Genomic DNA, 20,454 nt, shown 5'->3' on the forward strand with positions numbered 1-20,454 from the left:
GAGCGCGGAGCGTTAAGGCATTCCGCGCTTACCCTGTGCAACTCCCTTGGCATTCTGCTGACAGTGTCTTCAGGTTGTGGACCTTTCCGCTTTCTTCACTATCACGGGGGCTCTACAAAAAGCTCCGTCGGCGGGCAAATTGTCCGGGACCGGCCCTCTGCTAGACTCGATTTTGCCCAGTCGGCACTTGGCGGTATCAACGGCACAGGGAGGAAGTGGCCATGAACGATCTGCTGGCTTTGTTAACCGACAAGCGCTTCATGCCCCACGGACATTGCTATATGTGGCGTCCGGATCTGCTGTGGACCAATGTGATCGCCGATGGCTTGATCACCCTGTCCTACGTCACCATCCCCTTCACCCTTCTGTACTTTATCCACAAGCGCAAGGATGTGCCGTTCGATTGGATGCTGGCGGCCTTCGGCGTGTTTATCCTGGCCTGCGGGACCAGCCACGTGATGGAAATCCTGACCATTTGGCAGCCTTATTACTGGTTGTCGGCATTGGTCAAGGTGATCACCGCGATTGCCTCGGTGATTACCGCCATCCTGCTGGTCCGGCTGGTGCCGGCGGCCCTGAAGATTCCCAGCCCGCGGCAATTGGCCAAGGTCAACGACGAGTTGCGCGAGGCGCAGGCCGAGCTGGTGACTACTGCGCGCCGGGCCGGCATGGCGGAGATCGCCACCAATGTATTGCACAACGTGGGCAATGTGCTCAATAGCGTCAACGTGTCAGCCCAAGTCCTCTACGAGAAGGTGCACACCTCCAAGGGACCGGGGGTGGCGAAGGTCGTCCAGTTGATGAAGGAACATCCCGATGACCTCGGCGACTTCATCAGCAGCGACCCGAAAGGGCGCGCGCTACCGGACTATCTCGACAAGCTGGCCGACGCGCTGGCAATCGAGCAGCAGGTCATGATCGCCGAATTGGCGCAGTTGACCCGCCGGATCGACCACATCAAGGAAATCGTCGCCACCCAGCAATCCTATGCCGGCAATGCCAGCGTCCTGGAGCCGGGCTCGTTGCGAGAGCTGCTTGAGGATGTCGTGCGCATTTGCGATGTGTCTCTGGCCCGCCACCACATCACCCTGATCAAGGAATTCAGCGATATCCCGCAAATGCCACTGGATAAGCACCGAGTGCTGCAGATCCTGGTCAATCTGATCAACAACGCCAAGCAGGCGCTGGACGCAGGCGTGAACCGTCCGCCGCAGATCATCCTGCGCCTGGAGCTCGTTGACGATGAGCGTGTGCGGGTCGAGGTCGAGGACAATGGCGAGGGGATTTCCCAGGACAATCTTGCGCGGGTGTTCGAGCACGGCTTCACCACGCGTGTCGGCGGCCACGGCTTTGGTTTGCATAGCTGCATTCTGGCGGCGCACGAGATGGGCGGCGACCTGACCGTGCAGAGCGCCGGACCGGGCCGCGGCGCGCTGTTTAGCCTGGAGCTGCCGCTGGCGCTCACACCGGACCAGGCTCAGCGGGCGGCGAATGCTTGAGTGACCTGTCAGAGCCTGTAACGTGAGCCGGGGGGTTAATCCTGTACCGGAGCCAATCGTGCTTCCAGCTCGGCGACCTTGGCCTCCAGGCTTTCGAGCCGTGCCCGGGTCCGGGCCAGCACGACCATCTGGCTGTCGAATTCCTCCCGGCTGACCAAGTCCAGCTTGCTGAAGCCGCTTTGCAGCAAGGCCTTGAACTGGCTTTCGATTTCGCTTTTGGGCAGCGACGTGTCGCCACTCAAAATACGGGAGGCGTGGCCGCTCAGGGCGTCGAGAAGGTCTTTGGGCGCAAGCATGTGCAGGTGTCCTGGAAACGATGGCGGGCAGTGTACCACGCAGTGTCTATAGTCAATTGGCGAGCCAGGGATGCACGCTTTTCGCGCATGGGGTCGGGCGGCGCTGCACTGTTGTTGTGCGTATCGCTGCGGTTCGTGGTGCGGTACACGTCGAACAGGTGCCCAAGGGGCTGAAATCAGAGGGTTTGGGTGCAGATGGCAAGGTTTCTGCTTAGAGGCTGATGACCCATGCACTGATGCAGTCGCTGTGACGAATGCAGTGCAGCAGGCGGAACGGGGAGTTTCGTCAGGATCGGTTAACTGGCACCTGTCGGGCAACTTGGGCCGACGACGCGTTACAAAGCCAGGCACTGCGCTTAGACTTGAGTCGGGTTTGTTTTCCTGGGGCAAGTCCACCAATTCGGGAGAAAGTTTCATGAAGCTAGTCACTGCCATCATCAAGCCGTTCAAGTTGGACGACGTGCGCGAGTCGTTGTCCGAGATCGGCGTGCAGGGCATTACCGTTACTGAGGTCAAAGGCTTCGGTCGGCAGAAGGGTCACACCGAGCTGTATCGCGGCGCGGAATACGTGGTCGATTTCCTGCCCAAGGTGAAGATCGATGTCGCTATTGACGACAAGGACCTTGACCGGGTGATCGAGGCAATCACCAAGGCCGCCAACACCGGCAAGATCGGTGACGGGAAGATCTTTGTGGTCAATCTGGAACAGGCTATCCGCATCCGTACCGGCGAAACCGATACCGACGCTATCTAAGCCGCCAAACCCAACGCCCCAGGAGAAAACAATATGACTCTGCGTAAATTCGCAGGGCTAGGAGCCCTGTTGTCCTTCGCAATGCCTGGCCTGGCCATGGCAGAAGAAGCGGCAGCCCCTGTCCTGAACTCCGGCGACACCGCCTGGATGCTCACGGCCACGATTCTTGTACTGTTCATGACCATTCCCGGCCTGGCACTGTTCTACGGTGGCATGGTCCGCTCGAAAAACCTTCTTTCCGTGATGATGCAGTGCTTTGCCATTACCGGTCTGATCAGCGTTCTGTGGGTCATATATGGCTACAGCATCGCGTTCGACACCACCGGCATGGAGCAGGGTGTCGTCAACTTCAATTCCTTCGTTGGCGGTTTCGGCAAAGCGTTCCTGGCGGGTGTGACGCCAGCCAGCCTGACCGGCCCGGCGGCGCTGTTCCCTGAAGCGGTGTTCATCACCTTCCAGATGACGTTCGCCATCATCACCCCGGCCCTGATCGTCGGTGCATTTGCCGAGCGGATGAAGTTCTCCGCCATGCTGATCTTCATGGGCGTGTGGTTCACCCTGGTGTATGCACCGATTGCGCACATGGTCTGGTCCGGCAACGGCGGCCTGATGTGGGACTGGGGCGTGCTGGACTTCGCCGGCGGCACCGTGGTGCACATCAACGCCGGTATCGCCGGCCTGGTGGCGTGCCTGGTACTGGGCAAGCGCAAAGGCTTCCCGACCACGCCAATGGCGCCGCATAACCTGGGTTACACCCTGATGGGTGCGGCCATGCTGTGGGTCGGCTGGTTCGGTTTCAACGCCGGTTCCGCTGTCGCTGCCAATGGCACTGCCGGCATGGCGATGCTGGTGACCCAGATCGCGACCGCTGCGGCGGCGCTGGGCTGGATGTTTGCCGAGTGGATCACCCACGGCAAGCCAAGCGCGCTGGGCATTGCTTCGGGCGTGGTGGCCGGCCTGGTTGCAATCACCCCGGCTGCCGGCACCGTGGGCCCGATGGGCGCCCTGGTCATCGGCCTGGCGGCGGGCGTGGTGTGCTTCTTCTGCGCCACCAGCCTCAAGCGCAAGCTCGGTTATGACGATTCCCTGGACGCCTTCGGCGTGCACGGCATCGGCGGTATCCTCGGCGCGATCCTGACCGGTGTGTTCGCAGCGCCCGCCCTGGGTGGCTTCGGCACCGTGACCGATATCGGCGCGCAAGTGTGGATTCAATTCAAAGGCGTGGGTTTCACGGTGGTCTACACCGGGATCGTCACCTTCATCATCCTCAAGGTCCTGGACGCCGTCATGGGTCTGCGTGTCACTGAGGAAGAAGAGGCTGTGGGCCTGGACCTGGCCCAGCACAACGAGCGTGGCTACAACCTGTAAGTACGCGCCATAAAAAATGCCCGGTTCGCCGGGCATTTTTTTGTCTGGAATTTGTCATTGCTCACAAGGTACCGCGGTTTTTCCGACGCCTTTTGTTGTGGATGCGACATAGGTTTTTATACCGCCAAAGGCTTACACCGAAGCAAGAATATTAGGGCCTTTGTTTTTTCCCAGAGCGCGCTAGAATGCGCGCCGAACGTGCGGAGATCTGTATGTGGCAACAGACGCTGATAACCCTGCGGGCAAAGCCCCGGGGCTTTCATCTGGTGACGGACGAGTTGCTGGCCGGCCTGCCTGAACTCCAGGCCTGTCGTGTCGGTCTGTTGCATCTGTGGCTGCAGCATACCTCGGCCTCGTTGACCATCAACGAGAACGCCGATCCGGCGGTGCGTCGAGACTTCGAACGATTTTTCAATCGGCTGATCCCACAAGGAACCGCCGACTATGAGCACAACGACGAAGGCCTGGACGACCTCCCGGCGCACTTCAAGGCCAGTGTGCTCGGTTGCCAGCTCAGCCTGCCGGTGACGGCGGGACGGCTGGCATTGGGAACCTGGCAAGGTGTTTATCTGGGCGAGCACCGTGATCACGGCGGTGCTCGTAAAGTCCTCGCCACCTTGTACGGTGAAGGGGCATAACCGCTGATTGCCGGCGGATGTTGAATTTTTTCTGGCAGCCTTCGAACAGATGGCGAAGCTGGGCTATAACTAATCTGCTTTTCGCAAGTCATGAGGTAGAACATGAGCGACGATGATCTGGAAAACGACGACCTCGAAGTAGGCGACGAAGACGAGACCGAAGAAGGCCTTGAAGTGGCGGCTGAAGACGTTGCCGAAGACGATGGCGCCGATGTCCCGGCACCTACCGCCAAAGGCAAGGCCAAGGCAGCCGTGTCGGTCGACGAGTTGCCGAGCGTAGAGGCCAAGAACAAGGAGCGTGATGCGCTCGCCAAGGCCATGGAGGAATTCCTGGCCAGGGGCGGTAAGGTGCAGGAAGTGGAAGCCAACGTGGTCGCTGATCCGCCCAAGAAGCCTGACAACAAGTACGGCAGCCGCCCGATCTGAGTATTTGCTTGTTGCTTGCTGAAAAAGCCCGCCGTCGCTGCGGGCTTTTTCATGGGTGCGATTCCATTCCCAGGCCAGGCGTAGTCCCTGTGGGAGCGGGCTTGCTCGCGAAAGCGGTGTATCAGTCCGCTCATTTATCGAGTATGAAACCGCCTTCGCGAGCAAGCCCGCTCCCACAGGATTTGTGCCTGGCATAGCGCCGCGGTACACCGTTCCCACAGGGTTCAGGGTTGGCGATGCCATCCTGCCAACAACCCCGGCAGTTCGGTCAGGCTGCGGATTTCCGCGTCCGGCGCGTGGTCGGCATTCCAGGGTTTGCCTGCCGGGTTGAACCACACCGCGCGCAGGCCGGCCTGTTGGGCACCGGCGATGTCGTCGCCCGGGTGGTCGCCAATGTGCACGGCGGTCTGTGCCGTGGCGCCGCCGCGTTGCAGGGCTTCGTGGAACAGCCGGGCGTCAGGCTTGGCGATGCCGATGTCTTCGGCGCACAAGGCGAACTTGAAGTAGTCCGCCAACCCCAGGCGTCGCACGTCGGCGTTGCCATTGGTGACCACGCCGAGGGCGAAATGATTGGCCAGGATTTCCAGGGTGGGCTGCACCTCGGGAAAAATCTCCAGTTGGTGGCGGGCGTGCAGGAATGTCTCGAAGGCCTGGTCCGCCAGTTCGGAGGCTTGCCACTGGTCGTAGCCGGCTTCCTGCAAGGCACGGAACAGCACCCGTCGGCGCAACGCACTGATGCGATGCTTGAGGTTGGGTTCTTCGCGCAACACCTGCTCGCGAATCGAAAAAAGATGCTCCACCGGCAGGCCGCCCAGGTTCGGTGCGTTTTCGGTCAGCCATTGGCGGAGTATGGCTTCGGCGCTGGCGATTACCGGGGCGGTGTCCCACAGGGTGTCGTCCAGGTCGAAAGTGATGAGCTCGATGGTCATGATTCGTCGCCCTTGATGCGTTTGGCCCTGGGGTGGGCACTGTCATAGACCGTCGCCAGGTGCTGGAAGTCCAGGTGGGTGTAGATCTGTGTGGTCTTGATGTCCGAGTGCCCCAGCAGTTCTTGAACGGCGCGCAGGTCCTGGGAGGATTCCAGCAGATGGCTGGCGAAGGAGTGCCTGAGCATGTGCGGGTGCAGGTTCTGCCCCAGCTCGCGTTCGCCGGCGGCCTTGACCCGCAATTGAATCGCCCGCGGGCCGAGGCGCCGACCGCGTTGGCTGACAAATACCGCGTCGTCGGCGGGGTTGGCCAGGGCTCGCAGGGGCAGCCATAGCTCCAGGGCTTCACGGGCCTTGCGACCGACGGGCAGCAGGCGGGTCTTGCTGCCCTTGCCGAGCACCTGGACCATACCGTCGGCCAGGTCCAGTTGCTCCAGGTTAAGCCCCGTCAGCTCTGAAAGCCGCAGGCCCGAAGAATAGAACAGCTCGAGAATCGCCTGGTCGCGCCGGGCCAGGAAGTCATCCTCGACGGCGCCTTCAAGCAATTGCAGGGCGCGGTCGGTGTCGAGGGTCTTCGGCAGCCGGCGTTCGCCCTTGGGCGGCGCCAGGCCGGTGGCCGGATCGTGATCGCACAGGCCTTCACGATTGAGGTAGTGATACAGGCCGCGTACCGCCGACAACAGGCGGGCCAGGCTGCGGGAGGACTGCCCCTGCTGATGCAGGCGGGCGATCAGGCTGCGCAAGCGCTGGATGTCCAGGGCCGACCAGCTGCCGATGTTCTGCTTCTGGCACCAGCCCAGGACTTTTTCCAGGTCACGGCGATAGGCCAACAACGTGTGGGGCGACACCTGACGCTCACTGCGCAGGTGTTCACAGTAGGCGTCCAGTTGCCGTTCCATCGTCAGCGTACCGAGCGCAGCGAACCGGCAACCCGTGGCAGCACCCGGCCGGTGACTTCGGCGATGTAGCTCAAAAACAGCGTGCCCACCGAACTCTTGTAGTGCTGCGGATCGCGGCTGGCGATGGCCAGCACGCCGTGCACGCCCTGGTGGGCGATGGCGACGACGGCGGTGGAGCCGATCTGCTTGCGCTGTTCTTCGCCAAACAGGAAGTCCAGTTCATGTTCGCGCAGGCTGCCGCTGACGCTTTTGTTTTCCGTGAGCAGGCCGCCGATGGCCGTTTGCGCTTCGGCGTGGGTCACCCAGCGGCCCACCGGCATGGCGTTGTCGCCGAACAGGATCAGGCTGACAAAGGGCACCTGGAAATCCTGGCGCAGGCTGTCTTCGACGCTCATGACCAGGTCTTCAAGGGTGCTGGCGTCCATCAGGGCCAGGATGAGCCGACGGGTCTTGTCGAAGAGTCGGTCGTTGTCCCGGGCCACGTCCATCAGGTGTGAAAGCCGATGGCGCATTTCGATGTTGCGCTCGCGCAGGATTTTCATCTGGTGCTCCACCAGCGACACGGTATCGCCGCGCCGGTGAGGGATGCGCATCGTCGCAAGAAGTTCTTCATGCTCGACGAAGAAGTCCGGATGAGCTTCCAGGTAAGCGGTCACGGCCGCGGCTTCTGGAAAGCTGGGAGATTCGTCGGGCTGTGGGGCTGGAACCTGTGGCTGATCGGTCATGGGTTTGGCTCACTCAAAGACGAACTTGTCCTTCGTATACGCGCACTGCCGGGCCGGTCATCATCACCGGTTGGCCAGGGCCTGCCCATTCGATGGATAGGCGCCCGCCGGGCAGGTCGATCAACAATGGCGAATCCATCCACCCCTGGCTGATCGCAGCGACGGCAGCGGCACAGGCGCCGGTACCGCAGGCCTGGGTTTCCCCGGCGCCGCGTTCCCAGACGCGCAATTGTGCGCGGTGGCGGTCGATGACTTGCAGGAAACCGACATTCACCCGCGCCGGAAAGCGCGGATGGTGTTCGATTTTCGGCCCCAGCTCATGCACCGGGGCGCTGTTGATATCGGTCACTCGCAGCACGGCGTGGGGGTTTCCCATGGAAACCGCCGCCAGCTCCACCGGGGTGCCGTCGACGTCCACCTGATAGCTCAGGGCCTGGCTCGGTGCCTGGAAGGGGATGTCCGCCGGCACCAGGCGCGGAGCGCCCATGTTGACGCCGATCTGGCCGTCGCTGCGCACATCCAGTTCGATGATGCCGCTCTTGGTCTCGACGCGGATCTGCCGCTTGGCGGTCAGGCGCTTGTCCAGCACGAAGCGGGCGAAGCAGCGCGCGCCGTTGCCGCATTGCTCCACTTCCGAACCGTCGGCGTTGAAGATCCGATAACGGAAATCCACATCCGGGTTGTTGGGCGCCTCGACGATCAGCAACTGGTCGAAACCGATACCAGTGTGCCGGTCGCCCCATTGCTTGGCATGCTTGGGCAGGATATGCGCGTGCTGGCTGACCAGGTCGAGGACCATGAAGTCATTGCCCAGGCCGTGCATCTTGGTAAAACGCAGCAGCATGGTTTTACTCCGGCAGCAGGCTTTCGCCGGCAAACAACTCGGCTACCGTCTCACGGCGACGCACTTCGAATGCCTGATCACCGTCCACCAGCACCTCGGCGCAGCGGCCGCGGGTGTTGTAGTTGGAGCTCATGACAAACCCGTAGGCACCGGCCGAATGCACGGCCAGCAAGTCGCCTTCTTCCAGCGCCAGCTCCCGACCCTTGGCCAGGAAGTCACCGGTTTCGCAGATCGGCCCGACGATGTCGTAGGGGCGGCCTGCGGTGTCGCGAGGGCGCACGGCGGTGACGTCCATCCACGCTTGGTACAGCGCCGGGCGGATCAGGTCGTTCATCGCCGCATCGACGATGGCGAAATCCTTGTGCTCGGTGTGCTTGAGGTATTCGACCTGGGTCAGCAGCACGCCGGCATTGGCCACGATGTAGCGGCCGGGCTCGAACATCAGCGCCAGGTCACGGCCTTCGAGGCGCTCGCGCACCGTCTTGATGTAGTCGGCCACCAGCGGCGGCTCTTCATCGCGATAGCGCACGCCGACACCGCCACCCAGGTCGATGTGGCGCAGGTAGATACCGCAATCGCCGAGGCGATCGACCAGCGCCAGCAGGCGGTCGAGGGCATCGATGAACGGTTCGAGGGTGGTCAGTTGCGAGCCGATGTGGCAATCGACGCCCAGTACTTCCAGGTTCGGCAGCTGGGCGGCGCGTACGTACACGTCCTCGGCGTCGGCAATGGCGATGCCGAACTTGTTTTCCTTCAGACCGGTGGAAATGTACGGGTGGGTGCCAGCGTCAACATCCGGGTTCACGCGCAGGGAGACCGGCGCGCGGACGCCCAGCTCGGCGGCAACAACCTGCAGGCGCTCCAGCTCATCGGTGGATTCGATGTTGAAGCAATGCACACCGACTTCCAGGGCGCGGCGCATGTCTTCACGGGTCTTGCCGACGCCGGAGAAGACGATCTTGTCGGCGCTACCGCCAGCGGCCAGCACACGCTCGAGCTCGCCACCGGAGACGATGTCGAAACCGGCACCCAGGCGCGCCAGGACATTGAGCACGCCCAGGTTGGAGTTGGCCTTGACGGCGAAACACACCAGGTGCGGCATGCCGTCGAGGGCATCGGCGAACGTCCGGTACTGGGCTTCGATGTGGGCACGGGAATAGACGTAGGTCGGCGTGCCGAAACGTTCGGCGATCGCGGACAGGGCAACCCCTTCCGCGAACAGCTCCCCGCCACGGTAGTTAAAAGCGTCCATGGCGTTCCCTTAGTAAGTGGTGTGGGTGTCGTGCGAGTGTGTCTTGGATTGCGACGACTTGGCCTGTTCTTCAGGGGACTTGCTGTCATCAGGCAGGTACAGCGGACCTTTTTGACCACAGGCTGTCACGAGGCAGGCAACCGCGACGAGCGCAGCAAGGGAAGAGATCAGGCGCTTCATGGCGAAATCCTTGAAAATGCGTTAATTGCGCCGGAGTATACCGGCCACCCGTCAGCTTGCCTATGCAACGGGGCGCCCGTCCGGCGGCGTTGGTCGTCGTCAGTGGGTATATCCTTTGCAATCGCCGGGAAGCGTCCGTATCTTGCGGCGCTTGAGCATGAGCAGACATTTTCGAGGTTGCCACAATGAGTTTGACTGAAGCCCGTTTCCACGACCTGGTCGATGCGACCCAGCAAACGCTGGAGGATGTGTTCGACGAGAGCGACCTGGACATCGACCTGGAAAGCTCCGCCGGCGTGCTGACCGTCAAGTTCGAAAACGGCAGCCAATTGATCTTCAGTCGCCAGGAGCCGTTGCGGCAGTTGTGGCTGGCGGCGGTATCCGGTGGCTTTCATTTCGACTACGACGAGGAAAGCGAGCGCTGGATGTGCGACAAGAGCGAAGAGCAACTGGGCGAGATGCTCGAGCGCATCGTCAAGCAGCAGGCGGGCGTGGAACTCGAGTTCGAAGGCCTGTGACGGCGTGAGCCAGACCCCGCCACGGCCGCCCAAGCCGCTCTACAGCAACGTCAGCCCCGCCGTGCCATCGCCGTGCACCAGCGTGTGCAAGCTGGATGAGCAGAAGATCTGCCTCGGTTGTTTCCGTCATGTGGAAGATATTCGGGAATGGCGCTCGGCCGATGATGAGCGTCGGCGGGTCATCTGTGCCGAGGCGGCTAAACGCAAATCTCTGGTGTGATCGCCCACTGTGTGGGAGCAAGGCTTGCCTAGTAACCCTGTGAGAGTAAAGCTTGCTCGCGATACAAGCGCCTCGGTTTCAGAAAGACCTCGCTGTATTCATCGCGGGCAAGCCTTGCTCCCACAATTCCCTCGCCACAAGGGTTTAGTGCCGTCCATGGGCAGGGCAAATCCTGCCTGACTTGTTTATTTATTGAGCTGTGATAGTGTCCGGCTACGCCTCAACTCATCGAGGCCCGTGAAAACCCCGTCTTTTTGTGGCGGGGTTTTGCTTTTTTTGTGCAGAAGAAAGGAGTCTGCCTGGATCATGACCGCACCTTCCATCACCCTTACCCGCCTGGACGTACAGCGTCTGGAGCGCCTGATCGACAGTCTTGATGAAACGCTGCCGGGCGTGATCGCGTTGCAAACCGAACTGGATCGCGCCGAGAACGTGGTGGGCCACGAAGAAGTGCCTGCCGATGTCGTGACCATGAACTCACGCGTGCACTGCCGCGAAGAAAGCAGCGGCAAGGACTATCACCTGACGTTGGTTTATCCACAGGACGCCAATGCCGACGAAGGCCGGATCTCGATCCTGGCGCCGGTGGGCAGTGCCTTGCTGGGCCTGAAGGTCGGCCAGCACATCGACTGGCCGGCCCCGGGTGGCAAGACGCTGAAGCTGACCTTGCTGGCCGTCGAATACCAGCCCGAAGCAGGCGGCGATTTCCACCTCTGAGCGCCGGGTACTTCAGACCAGGGCCAGCGCCTCGTTCAGGGCGCGTTCCAGGTCGGCCTTGTAGCGCAGGTACAAATTGCTTGAGCAAGCCCCGTCGCCCACCAGCCCCGAGAGGTCCAGGTCGGTGATGTAGCAGCGATAGCGCTGGGCTTCGCGGCGCTGTTCGACGATCTCCCTGGCGACCACGCGGAACAGTTGGTCGCCATGTTCCAGTTCGGAAAACTCCTGCTGATCGCAGTACAGGGTAACGTGCACTTGCCCGTGCGCGGCTTTGCCGATGATCGCCTGCACGTCATAGAAAGGCTTGTTGACCGGGGTCTGTGGCGCTTGTCGCGCTTCGATCCGGCGCGCCCGACCGCCTGACGGCAGCAACTGGTAGTACAGGGTTTCCAGGGTCAGCGGCTGGGCGGCGTCCAGCGGCAGCAGCGCGTCGCGACGGTACAGCACCGATTGCAGGAAGCGCTGCAGCGGCACCAGCAGGCTTTGTTCGTCGTGATACGGCACGCGTTGTTGCCACAGTGCGTTGAACTCATCGAGCACGTACAGATCGGCTTCGTCCTCGTTGGTCCGGTAGAACACCTGGATGCACTCGGGCTGGCCCATGGGCAGGATCAGCGCCAGGTCGTGGTCTTCCAGGGCCATCGGGTCCAGGTGCAAGGGGCTGTAGGCCGTCAGTTCCTCGCCCAGGTAGTCCATCAGCGCCGACAAGCTGCCCAAGGCCACGTGATTAACCTGGCCAGGCACCAACTCCAGCACGTGATAGTGCTGCTGGACCTGAAGCAGATAACGGTGATTGAGCCTGCTCAACAGAAGGGTCTGCGCCGTTTCGATGACGTCTTCGACGCGCCGCGCAATGAATTGGGCGCGGTTGTGGCAGAAGCAGCGCACCTGCAAGCGCGGCTGGCGCTGGGTGACGGGCAGGTCGTTGAGGTAGTCGCGCAGGCAATCGAGCAGGGCGTGTTCGCCGTCGAAACGGTTGACCAGCACCTCATTCCAACTGTTGAGCGTGACCTGGTCGAGGGTCAGCACCAGGTTTTCCCGAACCCCGGCATAGCTCAGGGAGTCGGTCCGCTCGGTGGTCATCAGGATGTTCAGGTCGCGGTGGTGCTTGAGCGGGTCGACGCCGACGTTCACCAGAATCAACACTTCGCTGGGCACGCTGGCGCGCAGCAATTGCGCTTCATCCACCGTGGCCAGGGGCAGGGCGATGGACTGTTGCAGACTGCCCAGCAGGTTGAACAGTTCGAACTCGCTCAGGTCGCTGTCACCTGGGTGCAGCGCCAGACGCGTGCTGCTGTCGATCACGCCGTTGCGGTGGCACCAGGTCAACAGCTCCAGCAATTCGCGGCAACGCTTGATGGGCGCGAAGTTCTCCCATTCCAGGGCGTTGAGGCTGCCGTTGTACAGCGCCCACTGGTTCTGCCCCGGTTCTTTCTTGTTGGGTGACTGCACCAACGTCAGGGTGTCTTCGGCCAGGTCCGGGGCAATGCCGGGGTTGATGAACTCGACCTTGTCGGCCTTGCGCTCGAAGGCGGCGTACAAGCGCCGGCCAAGCACGTTGAGGTCGCGCTTGTTGATCAGGCTGACGGTTTTCTCGGTACGGGCGAACTGGGTCAGGAAGCGGTAGCTGTGGGTGAGTTCGTTGACCAGTGCGCGCCGTTCGTGGCTGACCTGGCGGACTTTCCACTGGCTGCGGCTGTCCAGCAACGCCAGTTGACGCTGGTCCCAACCCCATTCCCGGGCCAGTCGCTCTAGCAGTACCCGTTGCCAGCCACTGCTGCGCGCCTGGCCGGTGAGTTTGCGATTGACCTTCAGGTACAGCGCGCGGCGGATCAACTCCAAGCGTTCGGGTTCGCCACGGGCATTGAGGTATTCCTCGATGCGGCGGTAAACCACCATGTACGGGTCCAGCTCTTCCAGGTCCAGGCGATTGGCGAACACGGCCTGCTTGAAGCGCAGGCTCAGGCAGCGCACGTTCGGGTGTTCGCTGGCATAGACCTCGGTCAGCAGCAGCTTGAGCACGGACTTGTAGGGCGATTCTATGCCCTTGAACAACTGCCAGAGCCCAGCGCCGACGAATTCGCCCGGTGGAATGTAGGCCAGGTGCCCCAGGTCCAGGGTTTCATCCGCGCGGATGAAGCGTTTGGACATCAGTGTGTGGGTGTACTGCTCGTAGTTTTCTTCTTCATAGACCGGCACCAGCCACCAGATCGGTGTGCGCCCGGCCAGCCAGATCGCGGTGCGGTAGAACTCGTCCAGCAGCAGGTAGTGCTGGGTCGTGCCGCAATCGTCGGAACTGAGCTGGTTGTCCCGCTCGCCCCGCACGAAACGCTCCGGGTCGATCAGGAAAAAGTGAGCTTCGGCGCCCTGGGTCGCGGCCCAGATCTCCAGCAACTGGCATTTCTTGCGCAGCTCGGCCAGTTCATCGTCGCTCAGGTCTGGCCCGTGGCACACCCACACGTCCATGTCGCTCTGGTCGGCCTGGGCCAGGGTACCGAGGCTGCCCATCAGGAACAGGCCAAGGATCGGCCGCGGCGGGTTGCTGCCGTGCCGCGGCTTGTAGGAAAACGAACGGGTCAGCCGCTGGGCTTCGGCAAGGACGTTGGCGTCAGGCTCGTAGTTCGACAGCCCGGCAGGTGTGCTGCCGGAGACGTAGCCAGGCAGCAGCGGATGGTTGACATGAAAAAACAGCGGCAGCAGCGTCAGCACGCCTTGCTGGCGGGGCGACAGGCCTTCGAGGGCGCGCTCTATCCGTACGGTGTTGAGCTTGAGAAAACGTGCGCGCAACTGGCTCAGCACCTTGCGGTCGATTCCCTCGTCCAGATCGGGGCGTATTTCGTGATTGCGGGTCATGTCTGCTCAAACCGGCTCGCGGCGTCGAACGTGGGGTGATGGCAGGTTAGCGCCCGATCTTGGGAATACTTAAGCTGAAAACAGGATTTTTGATGGCGGTTTTTTACGCCGGGCGTAAGTGCGCCTGCGGAAATCCCGTAGAGGAGATTTCCGTGGGCGGCAGGAGGGTCAGGCGGCTTCTTGTTGAACGCTGAGTATCGTCAGGACGGTTTGGACATTTTGGGCGGCGTCCCGTCCCAGGCTGGTCAGGTAACCACCGTCGGGCTGGGTGATCAGGTCTTTCTCGTACAAGCGTTGGGCAGCGGCAATCGCTTTAGGGGCAGCGGTCTGATGAATTTTCAGGCCTTCCTGGGAACTGTCCAGGTTGAAGAGTGCAAGGATTTCCAGTTCGGCAACCAGCTCAGGGGTAAGCGACATAAGGACTCCAGACTTTCTAGGAATTTGGTCGACAGCGTCACTAAGGTGAGCGCACTCGGCCGAGCTGTCCAGTGTCAGTGGCATGCTTTTTTTGTTTAAAGCGATTCTTTGTGGCCCCTTAGGAGCTGTGTAGGAGCTGTCGAGTGCAACGAGGCTGCGATCTTTCCCCTGGCGCTTGAGTCCCAAGTGAAAGATCAAGATCAAAAGATCGCGGCCTTCGGCAGCTCCTACAGGGCGCAGCCCAGCGGGAGCAAGCTCCCTCGCCACAGGGGCAGCGTTGCCTTTCGGATCAGTTCTTTTCCGGCGGCAACTCAGGCAAGTTGCGCAAGGCGGCTTCGTACCACTGGGTATTGAACGCACGATCCTCTTCCAGGATCGCGTCGATTTCCACCGCCAGCACATGGGCCATCAGGTTGAGAATTTCTTCGCGTTCATAACCCACCAGGGTCAATTTATTGAAAACGGCCTTGGCCGCTGGGGGGTTGTCACTTGCGATCTGGTTTTCAATCGCCTCGATCAGCGTGTCCTCGACGAATTCTTCTTCGTCGCTATCGATATCGGTTGGCTCGCTCATGGCAGGCTCCTGTAAGAAAGGTCGCCAGTTTACCTGCATTCAGCGGCGTGATGCGCCTGGCAGGAAATGCCCCGACGGTCTATAACGCAAGGCTGCCAACCCCGCACGGCCTGGAGGCTTTGTAATGCTCAAGCTTTATGGTTTCTCTGTCAGTAATTATTACAACATGGTCAAGCTGGCGCTGCTGGAGAAGGGCGTGCCCTTCGAAGAAGTGCAGTTCTTTGGCAACCAGACGCCGGAAGCCCTGGCCATCAGCCCGCGTGGCAAGGTGCCGGTGCTGAAGACCGAGCAGGGTTTTATCAACGAGACCAGCGTCATCCTCGAATACATCGAGCAAACCCAACCGGGTGAGGCCCTGCTGCCGGCCGACCCGTTCGAGCGCGCCCAGGTGTTGGCCTTGTGCCGGGAAATCGAGCTGTACATCGAGCTGCCGGGGCGGGCCTGCTATGGCGAGGCGTTTTTTGGCATGTCGGTTGCCGATGCCATCAAGGAAAAGTCCAAGGCCGAATTGTTGCTGGGGTTCGCCTCGCTTGGCCGGCACGGCAAATTCTCGCCCTACGTGGCGGGCGATAGCCTGAGCCTTGCCGACCTGTATTTCTACTACAGCCTTTCGCTGGCCTTGCAAGTGGGCAGGAAGGTCTTCGATATCGATTTGCTGGCGGACATGCCGGCGGCCAAGGCGCTGATGGAGCGCTTGGAGCAAAACCCGAACGTACAGCGGATTGCGGCGGACAGGGAGGCAGAGATGCCGGCGTTTTTGGCGATGATTGCCGCCAAGAAGTGAGTTTTTCGATGTTCTGAAGGGCGCTATCGCAAGCAAGCTCGCTTCCACATGGGATCTCTACATGTTCACAATATTTGTGTTCACTGGAGATCCACTGTGGAAGCGAGCTTGCTCGCGATGCTTTTGGCTTTTAGCGGCTGGCGATCAGCGCCTGGCCACGCACCACGGCCGCCTTGACCTGCGCCGGCGCCGTGCCGCCAATGTGGTCACGGGCATTGACCGAGCCTTCGAGGGTCAGCACCGCAAACACGTCCTGCTCGATCTGGTCGCTGAACTGGCGCAGTTCGTCCAGGCTCATTTCCGCCAGGTCCTTGCCGGTGTCCACGCCGTACTTCACGGCATGGCCGACAATCTCATGGCAATCGCGGAACGGCAGGCCACGGCGCACCAAGTAGTCGGCCAGGTCGGTGGCGGTAGAGAAGCCACGCAGGGCCGCTTCGCGCATCACCGCGTGCTTGGGCTTGATGGCCGGGATCATGTCGGCGAAGGCCCGCAGCGAGTCGCGCAAGGTATCGGCGGCGTCGAACAGCGGTTCCTTGTCTTCCTGGTTGTCCTTGTTGTAGGCCAGCGGCTGGCCTTTCATCAGGGTCAACAGGCCCATCAGTGCGCCGAACACCCGGCCACTCTTGCCGCGCACCAGCTCCGGTACGTCGGGGTTTTTCTTTTGCGGCATGATCGAGCTGCCGGTGCAGAAGCGGTCGGGCAAATCGATGAATTGGAACTGCGCGCTGGTCCACAGCACCAGCTCTTCGGAGAAGCGCGACAGGTGCATCATCGCGATGCTCGCGGCGGCGCAGAATTCGATGGCGAAATCGCGGTCCGAAACGTTATCCAGCGAATTGCCGCCCACGGCGTCGAAGCCCAGCAACTGCGCGGTGTATTCACGATCGATCGGGTACGTGGTGCCGGCCAGCGCGGCGCTGCCCAGGGGCATGCGGTTGGTGCGCTTGCGGCAGTCCACCAGGCGCTCGTAGTCGCGGCTGAGCATTTCGAACCAGGCCAGCATGTGATGCCCAAACGTTACAGGTTGAGCGGTTTGCAGGTGCGTGAACCCCGGCATGATGCTCTCGGCCTCGCGCTCGGCTTGTTCCAACAGGCCTTTTTGCAGGCGAGTGATTTCGCCCAGGATCAGGTCGATTTCATCGCGCAGCCACAGGCGGATGTCGGTGGCGACCTGGTCGTTACGGCTACGGCCGGTGTGCAGCTTCTTGCCGGTCACGCCGATGCGGTCGGTCAGGCGTGCTTCGATGTTCATGTGCACGTCTTCAAGGTCGACGCGCCAGTCGAACTGGCCGGCTTCGATTTCCGTCTCGATGGTCTTCAGGCCGTCGATGATGCTGTCGCGCTCGGCATCGGTCAGCACGCCGACCTTGGCCAGCATGGTGGCGTGGGCGATCGAACCCATGATGTCGTGGCGATACAGGCGCTGGTCGAAGTTGACGGAGGCGGTGAAGCGGGCGACGAAGGCGTCGACGGGTTCACTGAAGCGGCCGCCCCAGGACTGATTGGTCTTGTCAGTGCTCATGAATTCGCTCGTGATCGGCTGTGGAAAAAGTAGCGGTTAAAGGCTGCGGCGGATGATAGCAGGGTTGCCGGGACTGGCGCTGGCACTGGTCGGCAGGTTTTTTCGCTCCAAGCCTGGGATCCAAGAAGGTTTTCGCACAACGATATTTTTCGATTGAGCAATATCGTCGTGGCAACCGTCTACAGTGGACGGTAGGACTTTTGCTTTTTCCATCCATGGCGCACCGGACAAATAGAAGAAGGGGGAGCTCATATTGGTCAGATCGACAGTTAACAATCCCTACGGCGACGCCGTGCGACAACGGGCCTCGGGCATCGGTCGGCAAGCGCTGGTAAAGATAGACAACCGCCTCGCGGCACTTTTTGGCCCTCGAACGAGTCTTAGCGTGGATCGCGGTGACGGATGTCACTTCCCCTGTCTACGCTATCCTTGTGCGAGACTCACGCAGGAATCCAGCGCAATATGAATGTCCTGATCGTTGATGACGAACCACTGGCCCGCGAGCGCCTGAACCGAATGGTTGGCGAGCTCGAGGGTTACAGTGTCCTGGAGCCGAGCGCCACCAATGGCGACGAGGCATTGGCCCTTATTGACAGCCACAAGCCGGATATCGTGCTGCTCGACATTCGCATGCCTGGCCTGGACGGCCTGCAGGTGGCGGCGAAGTTGTGCGAGCGAGAGTCGCCGCCCTCCGTGGTGTTCTGTACCACCCGGGACGACTTTCCCCCCGAGGTGTTGCAGGCCGGTGCCGTGGGCTACCTGATCAAGCCGGTGACGTCCGAGGCGTTGCTCGACGCCTTGCGCAAGGCCGAGCGCCCCAACCGTGTGCAACTGGCGGCGCTGACCCGTCCGGCCGCCGAAAGCGGTAGCGGTCCGCGCAGCCACATCAGTGCGCGCACCCGCAAAGGCATCGAGCTGATCCCCTTGAACCAGGTGGTCTACTTCATTGCCGACCATAAATACGTGACCTTGCGCCATGAGAGTGGCGAAGTGTTGCTGGACGAACCCCTCAAGGCCCTTGAAGACGAATTCGGCGAACGCTTCGTACGCATCCACCGCAACGCCCTCGTGGCCCGCGAGCGCATCGAGCGCTTGCAACGCACCCCCCTTGGACATTTCCAGTTGTTCCTCAAAGGCCTCAATGGCGACGCGCTGATTGTCAGCCGGCGGCACGTGGCCGGCGTGCGCAAGATGATGCAGCAGCTTTAAGCCAGGCGGTCCAAGGCGTCCAGCGCGTTTCATTTCCGGGATCTGGCGGCCAGGGAGGCCTTGGGGTCGTGATTCAAATCAAAGCGGTTTTGACTGAGCTGTTATTATCTGCCGTATCTTTTAAGTACGGATTGATCCATGTCCCCTCGCGAGATCCGCATCGCCACCCGTAAAAGTGCCTTGGCCCTCTGGCAGGCCGAATACGTCAAAGCCCGCCTGGAAGCGGCCCATCCCGGCCTGATCGTGACCCTGGTGCCCATGGTCAGTCGCGGTGACAAGCTGCTGGATTCGCCGCTGTCGAAAATCGGCGGCAAGGGCCTGTTCGTCAAGGAGCTGGAAACCGCGCTGCTGGACAACGAAGCCGACATCGCCGTGCATTCGATGAAAGACGTGCCCATGGACTTTCCCGAAGGACTGGGCCTGTTTTGCATCTGCGAGCGGGAAGACCCCCGCGATGCGTTCGTCTCCAACACGTTTTCCAGCCTCGAGGCGCTGCCTGCCGGGAGCGTGGTCGGCACGTCCAGCCTGCGTCGCCAGGCCCAATTGCTGACACGTCGTCCGGACCTGCAAATCCGTTTCCTGCGCGGCAACGTCAACACGCGCCTGGCCAAGCTCGATGCCGGCGAGTACGACGCCATCATCCTCGCCGCCGCCGGCCTGATCCGCCTGGGCTTCGAAGACCGCATCACCTCGGCCATCAGCGTCGACGACAGCCTGCCGGCCGGTGGGCAAGGGGCGGTGGGTATCGAGTGCCGCAGCGCCGACAGCGACATCCATGCCCTGCTGGCGCCGCTGCACCATGCCGACACCGCCACGCGAGTATTCGCCGAACGCGCGCTGAACAAACACCTCAATGGCGGCTGCCAAGTGCCAATCGCCTGTTACGCCGTGCTGGAAGGCGAACAGGTCTGGTTGCGTGGCCTGGTGGGGGATCCCAACGGTGGCCGGCTGCTCAGCGCCGAAGCCCGGGCACCGCGCCAGGATGCCGAAGCGTTGGGCGTGCGGGTGGCTGAAGATCTGCTGAGCCAGGGCGCCGCCGACATTCTCAAGGCGGTCTACGGCGAGGCCGGCCACGCGTGACGGGTTGGCGGCTGTTGCTCACCCGGCCGGCGGACGAGTCGTCGGCGCTGGCGGCTGCCTTGGCCGAAGCGGGGGTCTACAGCAGCAGCCTGCCGTTGCTGGAGATCGAGCCGGTCCCGCTGTCCGATGCCGGACGGGCGACCTTCCAGGCACTGGACCAATACGCTGCGGTGATTGTGGTCAGCAAACCTGCCGCACGCCTGTGCGTCGAGCTGCTGCGCCAATACTGGCCCCAGCCTCCAGACCAACCGTGGTTCAGCGTGGGCGCGGCCACCGGACAGATCCTTGCCGATGCCGGCCTCACGGTGTTTTATCCTGATAACGGCGATGACAGCGAAGCCTTGCTGGAGCACTTGGTCTTGCGCCAGGCTGTTTCGCGGCCCGACCCCAAGGTCTTGATCGTGCGGGGCGAAGGTGGGCGTGGCTTGCTGGCAGAGCGTTTGCGCGAGCAAGGTGCTAGTGTCGATTACCTGGAGTTGTACCGCCGCCACTTGCCCAGTTATGGCGAAGGGGCGTTGCCGGCGATAGTCGAAGCGGAACGCTTGAACGCACTGGTGGTCAGCAGTGGGCAGGGCTTTGAGCATCTGCAGCGGCTGGCCGGCGATGCGTGGCCGGCCCTGGCGCGGTTACCGTTGTTTGTTCCAAGCCCAAGGGTTGCCGAGATGGCGCGTGCCGCCGGGGCCCGAACAGTTGTGGATTGCCGTGGCGCCAATGCCGCGGCTTTGCTGGCGGCGTTACGGGAACACTCCG

The 20,454-nt window shown here is 61.8% G+C and carries 22 protein-coding genes and 1 pseudogene; 12 read left to right on the forward strand and 11 right to left on the reverse strand.

The window, feature by feature from the left end; genetic code table 11:
• The first annotated feature begins 221 nt into the window (after positions 1-221).
• Positions 222-1,499, forward strand: coding sequence for a sensor histidine kinase (locus tag AB4N80_RS06205; RefSeq protein ID WP_122567539.1), 1,278 nt, complete (start codon positions 222-224; stop codon positions 1,497-1,499).
• A 35-nt stretch (positions 1,500-1,534) separates the two neighbouring features.
• On the opposite strand, the gene AB4N80_RS06210 is transcribed toward AB4N80_RS06205, so the two are convergent.
• Complete coding sequence (locus AB4N80_RS06210; RefSeq protein WP_122567538.1) at positions 1,535-1,795, reverse strand: accessory factor UbiK family protein; 261 nt, start codon at positions 1,793-1,795, stop codon at positions 1,535-1,537.
• Between the two features lie 415 nt (positions 1,796-2,210).
• Between AB4N80_RS06210 and glnK the strand changes: the two genes are divergently transcribed.
• The 4 genes from glnK (at position 2,211) to sutA (ending at position 4,981) form a co-directional block, all read left to right on the forward strand.
• Complete coding sequence (gene glnK, locus AB4N80_RS06215) at positions 2,211-2,549, forward strand: P-II family nitrogen regulator (protein ID WP_002555808.1); 339 nt, start codon at positions 2,211-2,213, stop codon at positions 2,547-2,549.
• A gap of 33 nt (positions 2,550-2,582) precedes the next feature.
• The gene (locus tag AB4N80_RS06220) at positions 2,583-3,917 is read left to right on the forward strand and encodes an ammonium transporter (protein ID WP_305468818.1); all 1,335 of its coding nucleotides are present in this window, start codon (positions 2,583-2,585) and stop codon (positions 3,915-3,917) included.
• Positions 3,918-4,129: 212 nt separating this feature from the next.
• Positions 4,130-4,555 (forward strand): secondary thiamine-phosphate synthase enzyme YjbQ, encoded by a 426-nt coding sequence (locus AB4N80_RS06225; RefSeq protein WP_122567822.1) that lies wholly within the window; start codon positions 4,130-4,132, stop codon positions 4,553-4,555.
• 102 nt (positions 4,556-4,657) lie between these two features.
• Entirely contained in the window at positions 4,658-4,981 is a 324-nt protein-coding gene (gene sutA / locus AB4N80_RS06230) for a transcriptional regulator SutA (protein ID WP_072406034.1), read from the forward strand.
• Positions 4,982-5,205: 224 nt separating this feature from the next.
• Here sutA and AB4N80_RS06235 read toward each other — a convergent pair whose 3' ends face one another.
• Genes AB4N80_RS06235 through lptM form a run of 6 tightly spaced genes read right to left on the reverse strand, consistent with a single transcriptional unit; the run spans position 5,206 to position 9,807 of the window.
• The gene (locus tag AB4N80_RS06235) at positions 5,206-5,910 is read right to left on the reverse strand and encodes an HAD family hydrolase (protein ID WP_122567535.1); all 705 of its coding nucleotides are present in this window, start codon (positions 5,908-5,910) and stop codon (positions 5,206-5,208) included.
• A complete protein-coding gene (gene xerC, locus AB4N80_RS06240) occupies positions 5,907-6,806 on the reverse strand; it encodes a tyrosine recombinase XerC (RefSeq protein ID WP_122567534.1) in 900 nt (299 codons plus the stop codon). The genes AB4N80_RS06235 and xerC overlap by 4 nt, the downstream gene beginning before the upstream one ends.
• A 2-nt stretch (positions 6,807-6,808) precedes the next feature.
• The gene (locus tag AB4N80_RS06245; RefSeq protein WP_122567533.1) at positions 6,809-7,531 is read right to left on the reverse strand and encodes a DUF484 family protein; all 723 of its coding nucleotides are present in this window, start codon (positions 7,529-7,531) and stop codon (positions 6,809-6,811) included.
• A 13-nt stretch (positions 7,532-7,544) separates the two neighbouring features.
• Positions 7,545-8,375 carry a diaminopimelate epimerase gene (gene dapF, locus AB4N80_RS06250; protein WP_122567532.1) on the reverse strand — a complete coding sequence of 277 codons (831 nt, stop codon included), beginning with the start codon at positions 8,373-8,375 and terminating at the stop codon, positions 7,545-7,547.
• A gap of 4 nt (positions 8,376-8,379) precedes the next feature.
• Complete coding sequence (gene lysA, locus AB4N80_RS06255) at positions 8,380-9,627, reverse strand: diaminopimelate decarboxylase (protein WP_122567531.1); 1,248 nt, start codon at positions 9,625-9,627, stop codon at positions 8,380-8,382.
• A 9-nt stretch (positions 9,628-9,636) separates the two neighbouring features.
• Positions 9,637-9,807, reverse strand: a complete 171-nt coding sequence (gene lptM / locus AB4N80_RS06260) for an LPS translocon maturation chaperone LptM (RefSeq protein ID WP_072406122.1) — start codon at positions 9,805-9,807, stop codon at positions 9,637-9,639.
• 185 nt (positions 9,808-9,992) lie between these two features.
• Between lptM and cyaY the strand changes: the two genes are divergently transcribed.
• From cyaY to rnk, 3 genes are all read left to right on the forward strand, one after another.
• Positions 9,993-10,325: an iron donor protein CyaY gene (gene cyaY / locus AB4N80_RS06265; RefSeq protein WP_122567530.1), complete on the forward strand. Its 333-nt coding sequence runs from the start codon at positions 9,993-9,995 to the stop codon at positions 10,323-10,325.
• A gap of 4 nt (positions 10,326-10,329) precedes the next feature.
• Positions 10,330-10,545, forward strand: coding sequence for a DUF1289 domain-containing protein (locus tag AB4N80_RS06270; RefSeq protein WP_122567529.1), 216 nt, complete (start codon positions 10,330-10,332; stop codon positions 10,543-10,545).
• A 306-nt stretch (positions 10,546-10,851) separates the two neighbouring features.
• Entirely contained in the window at positions 10,852-11,262 is a 411-nt protein-coding gene (gene rnk, locus AB4N80_RS06275) for a nucleoside diphosphate kinase regulator (RefSeq protein ID WP_122567528.1), read from the forward strand.
• A gap of 12 nt (positions 11,263-11,274) precedes the next feature.
• Here the strand turns inward: rnk and AB4N80_RS06280 are convergent, their stop codons facing one another.
• The 3 genes from AB4N80_RS06280 to AB4N80_RS06290 all read right to left on the reverse strand — a co-directional run bounded on the left by AB4N80_RS06280 (position 11,275) and on the right by AB4N80_RS06290 (position 15,106).
• Positions 11,275-14,115 carry a class I adenylate cyclase gene (locus tag AB4N80_RS06280; RefSeq protein ID WP_460081180.1) on the reverse strand — a complete coding sequence of 947 codons (2,841 nt, stop codon included), beginning with the start codon at positions 14,113-14,115 and terminating at the stop codon, positions 11,275-11,277.
• Positions 14,116-14,283: 168 nt separating this feature from the next.
• A complete protein-coding gene (locus AB4N80_RS06285; RefSeq protein ID WP_060740096.1) occupies positions 14,284-14,532 on the reverse strand; it encodes a TIGR02647 family protein in 249 nt (82 codons plus the stop codon).
• Between the two features lie 289 nt (positions 14,533-14,821).
• Entirely contained in the window at positions 14,822-15,106 is a 285-nt protein-coding gene (locus AB4N80_RS06290) for a hypothetical protein (RefSeq protein ID WP_122567526.1), read from the reverse strand.
• Positions 15,107-15,230: 124 nt separating this feature from the next.
• Here AB4N80_RS06290 and AB4N80_RS06295 point away from each other — a divergent pair, with 124 nt between their 5' ends.
• The gene (locus tag AB4N80_RS06295) at positions 15,231-15,890 is read left to right on the forward strand and encodes a glutathione S-transferase family protein (protein WP_122567525.1); all 660 of its coding nucleotides are present in this window, start codon (positions 15,231-15,233) and stop codon (positions 15,888-15,890) included.
• Between the two features lie 130 nt (positions 15,891-16,020).
• On the opposite strand, the gene argH is transcribed toward AB4N80_RS06295, so the two are convergent.
• Positions 16,021-17,415 (reverse strand): argininosuccinate lyase, encoded by a 1,395-nt coding sequence (gene argH / locus AB4N80_RS06300; RefSeq protein ID WP_122567524.1) that lies wholly within the window; start codon positions 17,413-17,415, stop codon positions 16,021-16,023.
• 462 nt (positions 17,416-17,877) lie between these two features.
• Between argH and AB4N80_RS06305 the strand changes: the two genes are divergently transcribed.
• From AB4N80_RS06305 to AB4N80_RS06315, 3 genes and pseudogenes are all read left to right on the forward strand, one after another.
• On the forward strand, positions 17,878-18,624 hold the full coding sequence (locus tag AB4N80_RS06305; protein WP_122567523.1) for a LytR/AlgR family response regulator transcription factor: 747 nt from the start codon (positions 17,878-17,880) through the stop codon (positions 18,622-18,624).
• A 138-nt stretch (positions 18,625-18,762) separates the two neighbouring features.
• Positions 18,763-19,704, forward strand: a complete 942-nt coding sequence (gene hemC / locus AB4N80_RS06310) for a hydroxymethylbilane synthase (RefSeq protein WP_122567522.1) — start codon at positions 18,763-18,765, stop codon at positions 19,702-19,704.
• A pseudogene (locus AB4N80_RS06315) lies at positions 19,701-20,399 on the forward strand (uroporphyrinogen-III synthase); the annotation flags it as partial. The gene hemC and the pseudogene AB4N80_RS06315, both read left to right, overlap by 4 nt.
• Positions 20,400-20,454 lie beyond the last annotated feature (55 nt).

The organism is Pseudomonas sp. H3_A02 (assembly GCF_054671965.1).

Coding starts and splice junctions, on each gene's coding strand:
- AB4N80_RS06205 (WP_122567539.1), top strand. CDS start 222: ATGAACGATCTGCTGGCTTTGTTAACCGACAAGCGCTTCATGCCCCAC.
- AB4N80_RS06210 (WP_122567538.1), bottom strand. CDS start 1,795: ATGCTTGCGCCCAAAGACCTTCTCGACGCCCTGAGCGGCCACGCCTCC.
- glnK (WP_002555808.1), top strand. CDS start 2,211: ATGAAGCTAGTCACTGCCATCATCAAGCCGTTCAAGTTGGACGACGTG.
- AB4N80_RS06220 (WP_305468818.1), top strand. CDS start 2,583: ATGACTCTGCGTAAATTCGCAGGGCTAGGAGCCCTGTTGTCCTTCGCA.
- AB4N80_RS06225 (WP_122567822.1), top strand. CDS start 4,130: ATGTGGCAACAGACGCTGATAACCCTGCGGGCAAAGCCCCGGGGCTTT.
- sutA (WP_072406034.1), top strand. CDS start 4,658: ATGAGCGACGATGATCTGGAAAACGACGACCTCGAAGTAGGCGACGAA.
- AB4N80_RS06235 (WP_122567535.1), bottom strand. CDS start 5,910: ATGACCATCGAGCTCATCACTTTCGACCTGGACGACACCCTGTGGGAC.
- xerC (WP_122567534.1), bottom strand. CDS start 6,806: ATGGAACGGCAACTGGACGCCTACTGTGAACACCTGCGCAGTGAGCGT.
- AB4N80_RS06245 (WP_122567533.1), bottom strand. CDS start 7,531: ATGACCGATCAGCCACAGGTTCCAGCCCCACAGCCCGACGAATCTCCC.
- dapF (WP_122567532.1), bottom strand. CDS start 8,375: ATGCTGCTGCGTTTTACCAAGATGCACGGCCTGGGCAATGACTTCATG.
- lysA (WP_122567531.1), bottom strand. CDS start 9,627: ATGGACGCTTTTAACTACCGTGGCGGGGAGCTGTTCGCGGAAGGGGTT.
- lptM (WP_072406122.1), bottom strand. CDS start 9,807: ATGAAGCGCCTGATCTCTTCCCTTGCTGCGCTCGTCGCGGTTGCCTGC.
- cyaY (WP_122567530.1), top strand. CDS start 9,993: ATGAGTTTGACTGAAGCCCGTTTCCACGACCTGGTCGATGCGACCCAG.
- rnk (WP_122567528.1), top strand. CDS start 10,852: ATGACCGCACCTTCCATCACCCTTACCCGCCTGGACGTACAGCGTCTG.
- AB4N80_RS06280 (WP_460081180.1), bottom strand. CDS start 14,115: ATGACCCGCAATCACGAAATACGCCCCGATCTGGACGAGGGAATCGAC.
- AB4N80_RS06285 (WP_060740096.1), bottom strand. CDS start 14,532: ATGTCGCTTACCCCTGAGCTGGTTGCCGAACTGGAAATCCTTGCACTC.
- AB4N80_RS06290 (WP_122567526.1), bottom strand. CDS start 15,106: ATGAGCGAGCCAACCGATATCGATAGCGACGAAGAAGAATTCGTCGAG.
- AB4N80_RS06295 (WP_122567525.1), top strand. CDS start 15,231: ATGCTCAAGCTTTATGGTTTCTCTGTCAGTAATTATTACAACATGGTC.
- argH (WP_122567524.1), bottom strand. CDS start 17,415: ATGAGCACTGACAAGACCAATCAGTCCTGGGGCGGCCGCTTCAGTGAA.
- AB4N80_RS06305 (WP_122567523.1), top strand. CDS start 17,878: ATGAATGTCCTGATCGTTGATGACGAACCACTGGCCCGCGAGCGCCTG.
- hemC (WP_122567522.1), top strand. CDS start 18,763: ATGTCCCCTCGCGAGATCCGCATCGCCACCCGTAAAAGTGCCTTGGCC.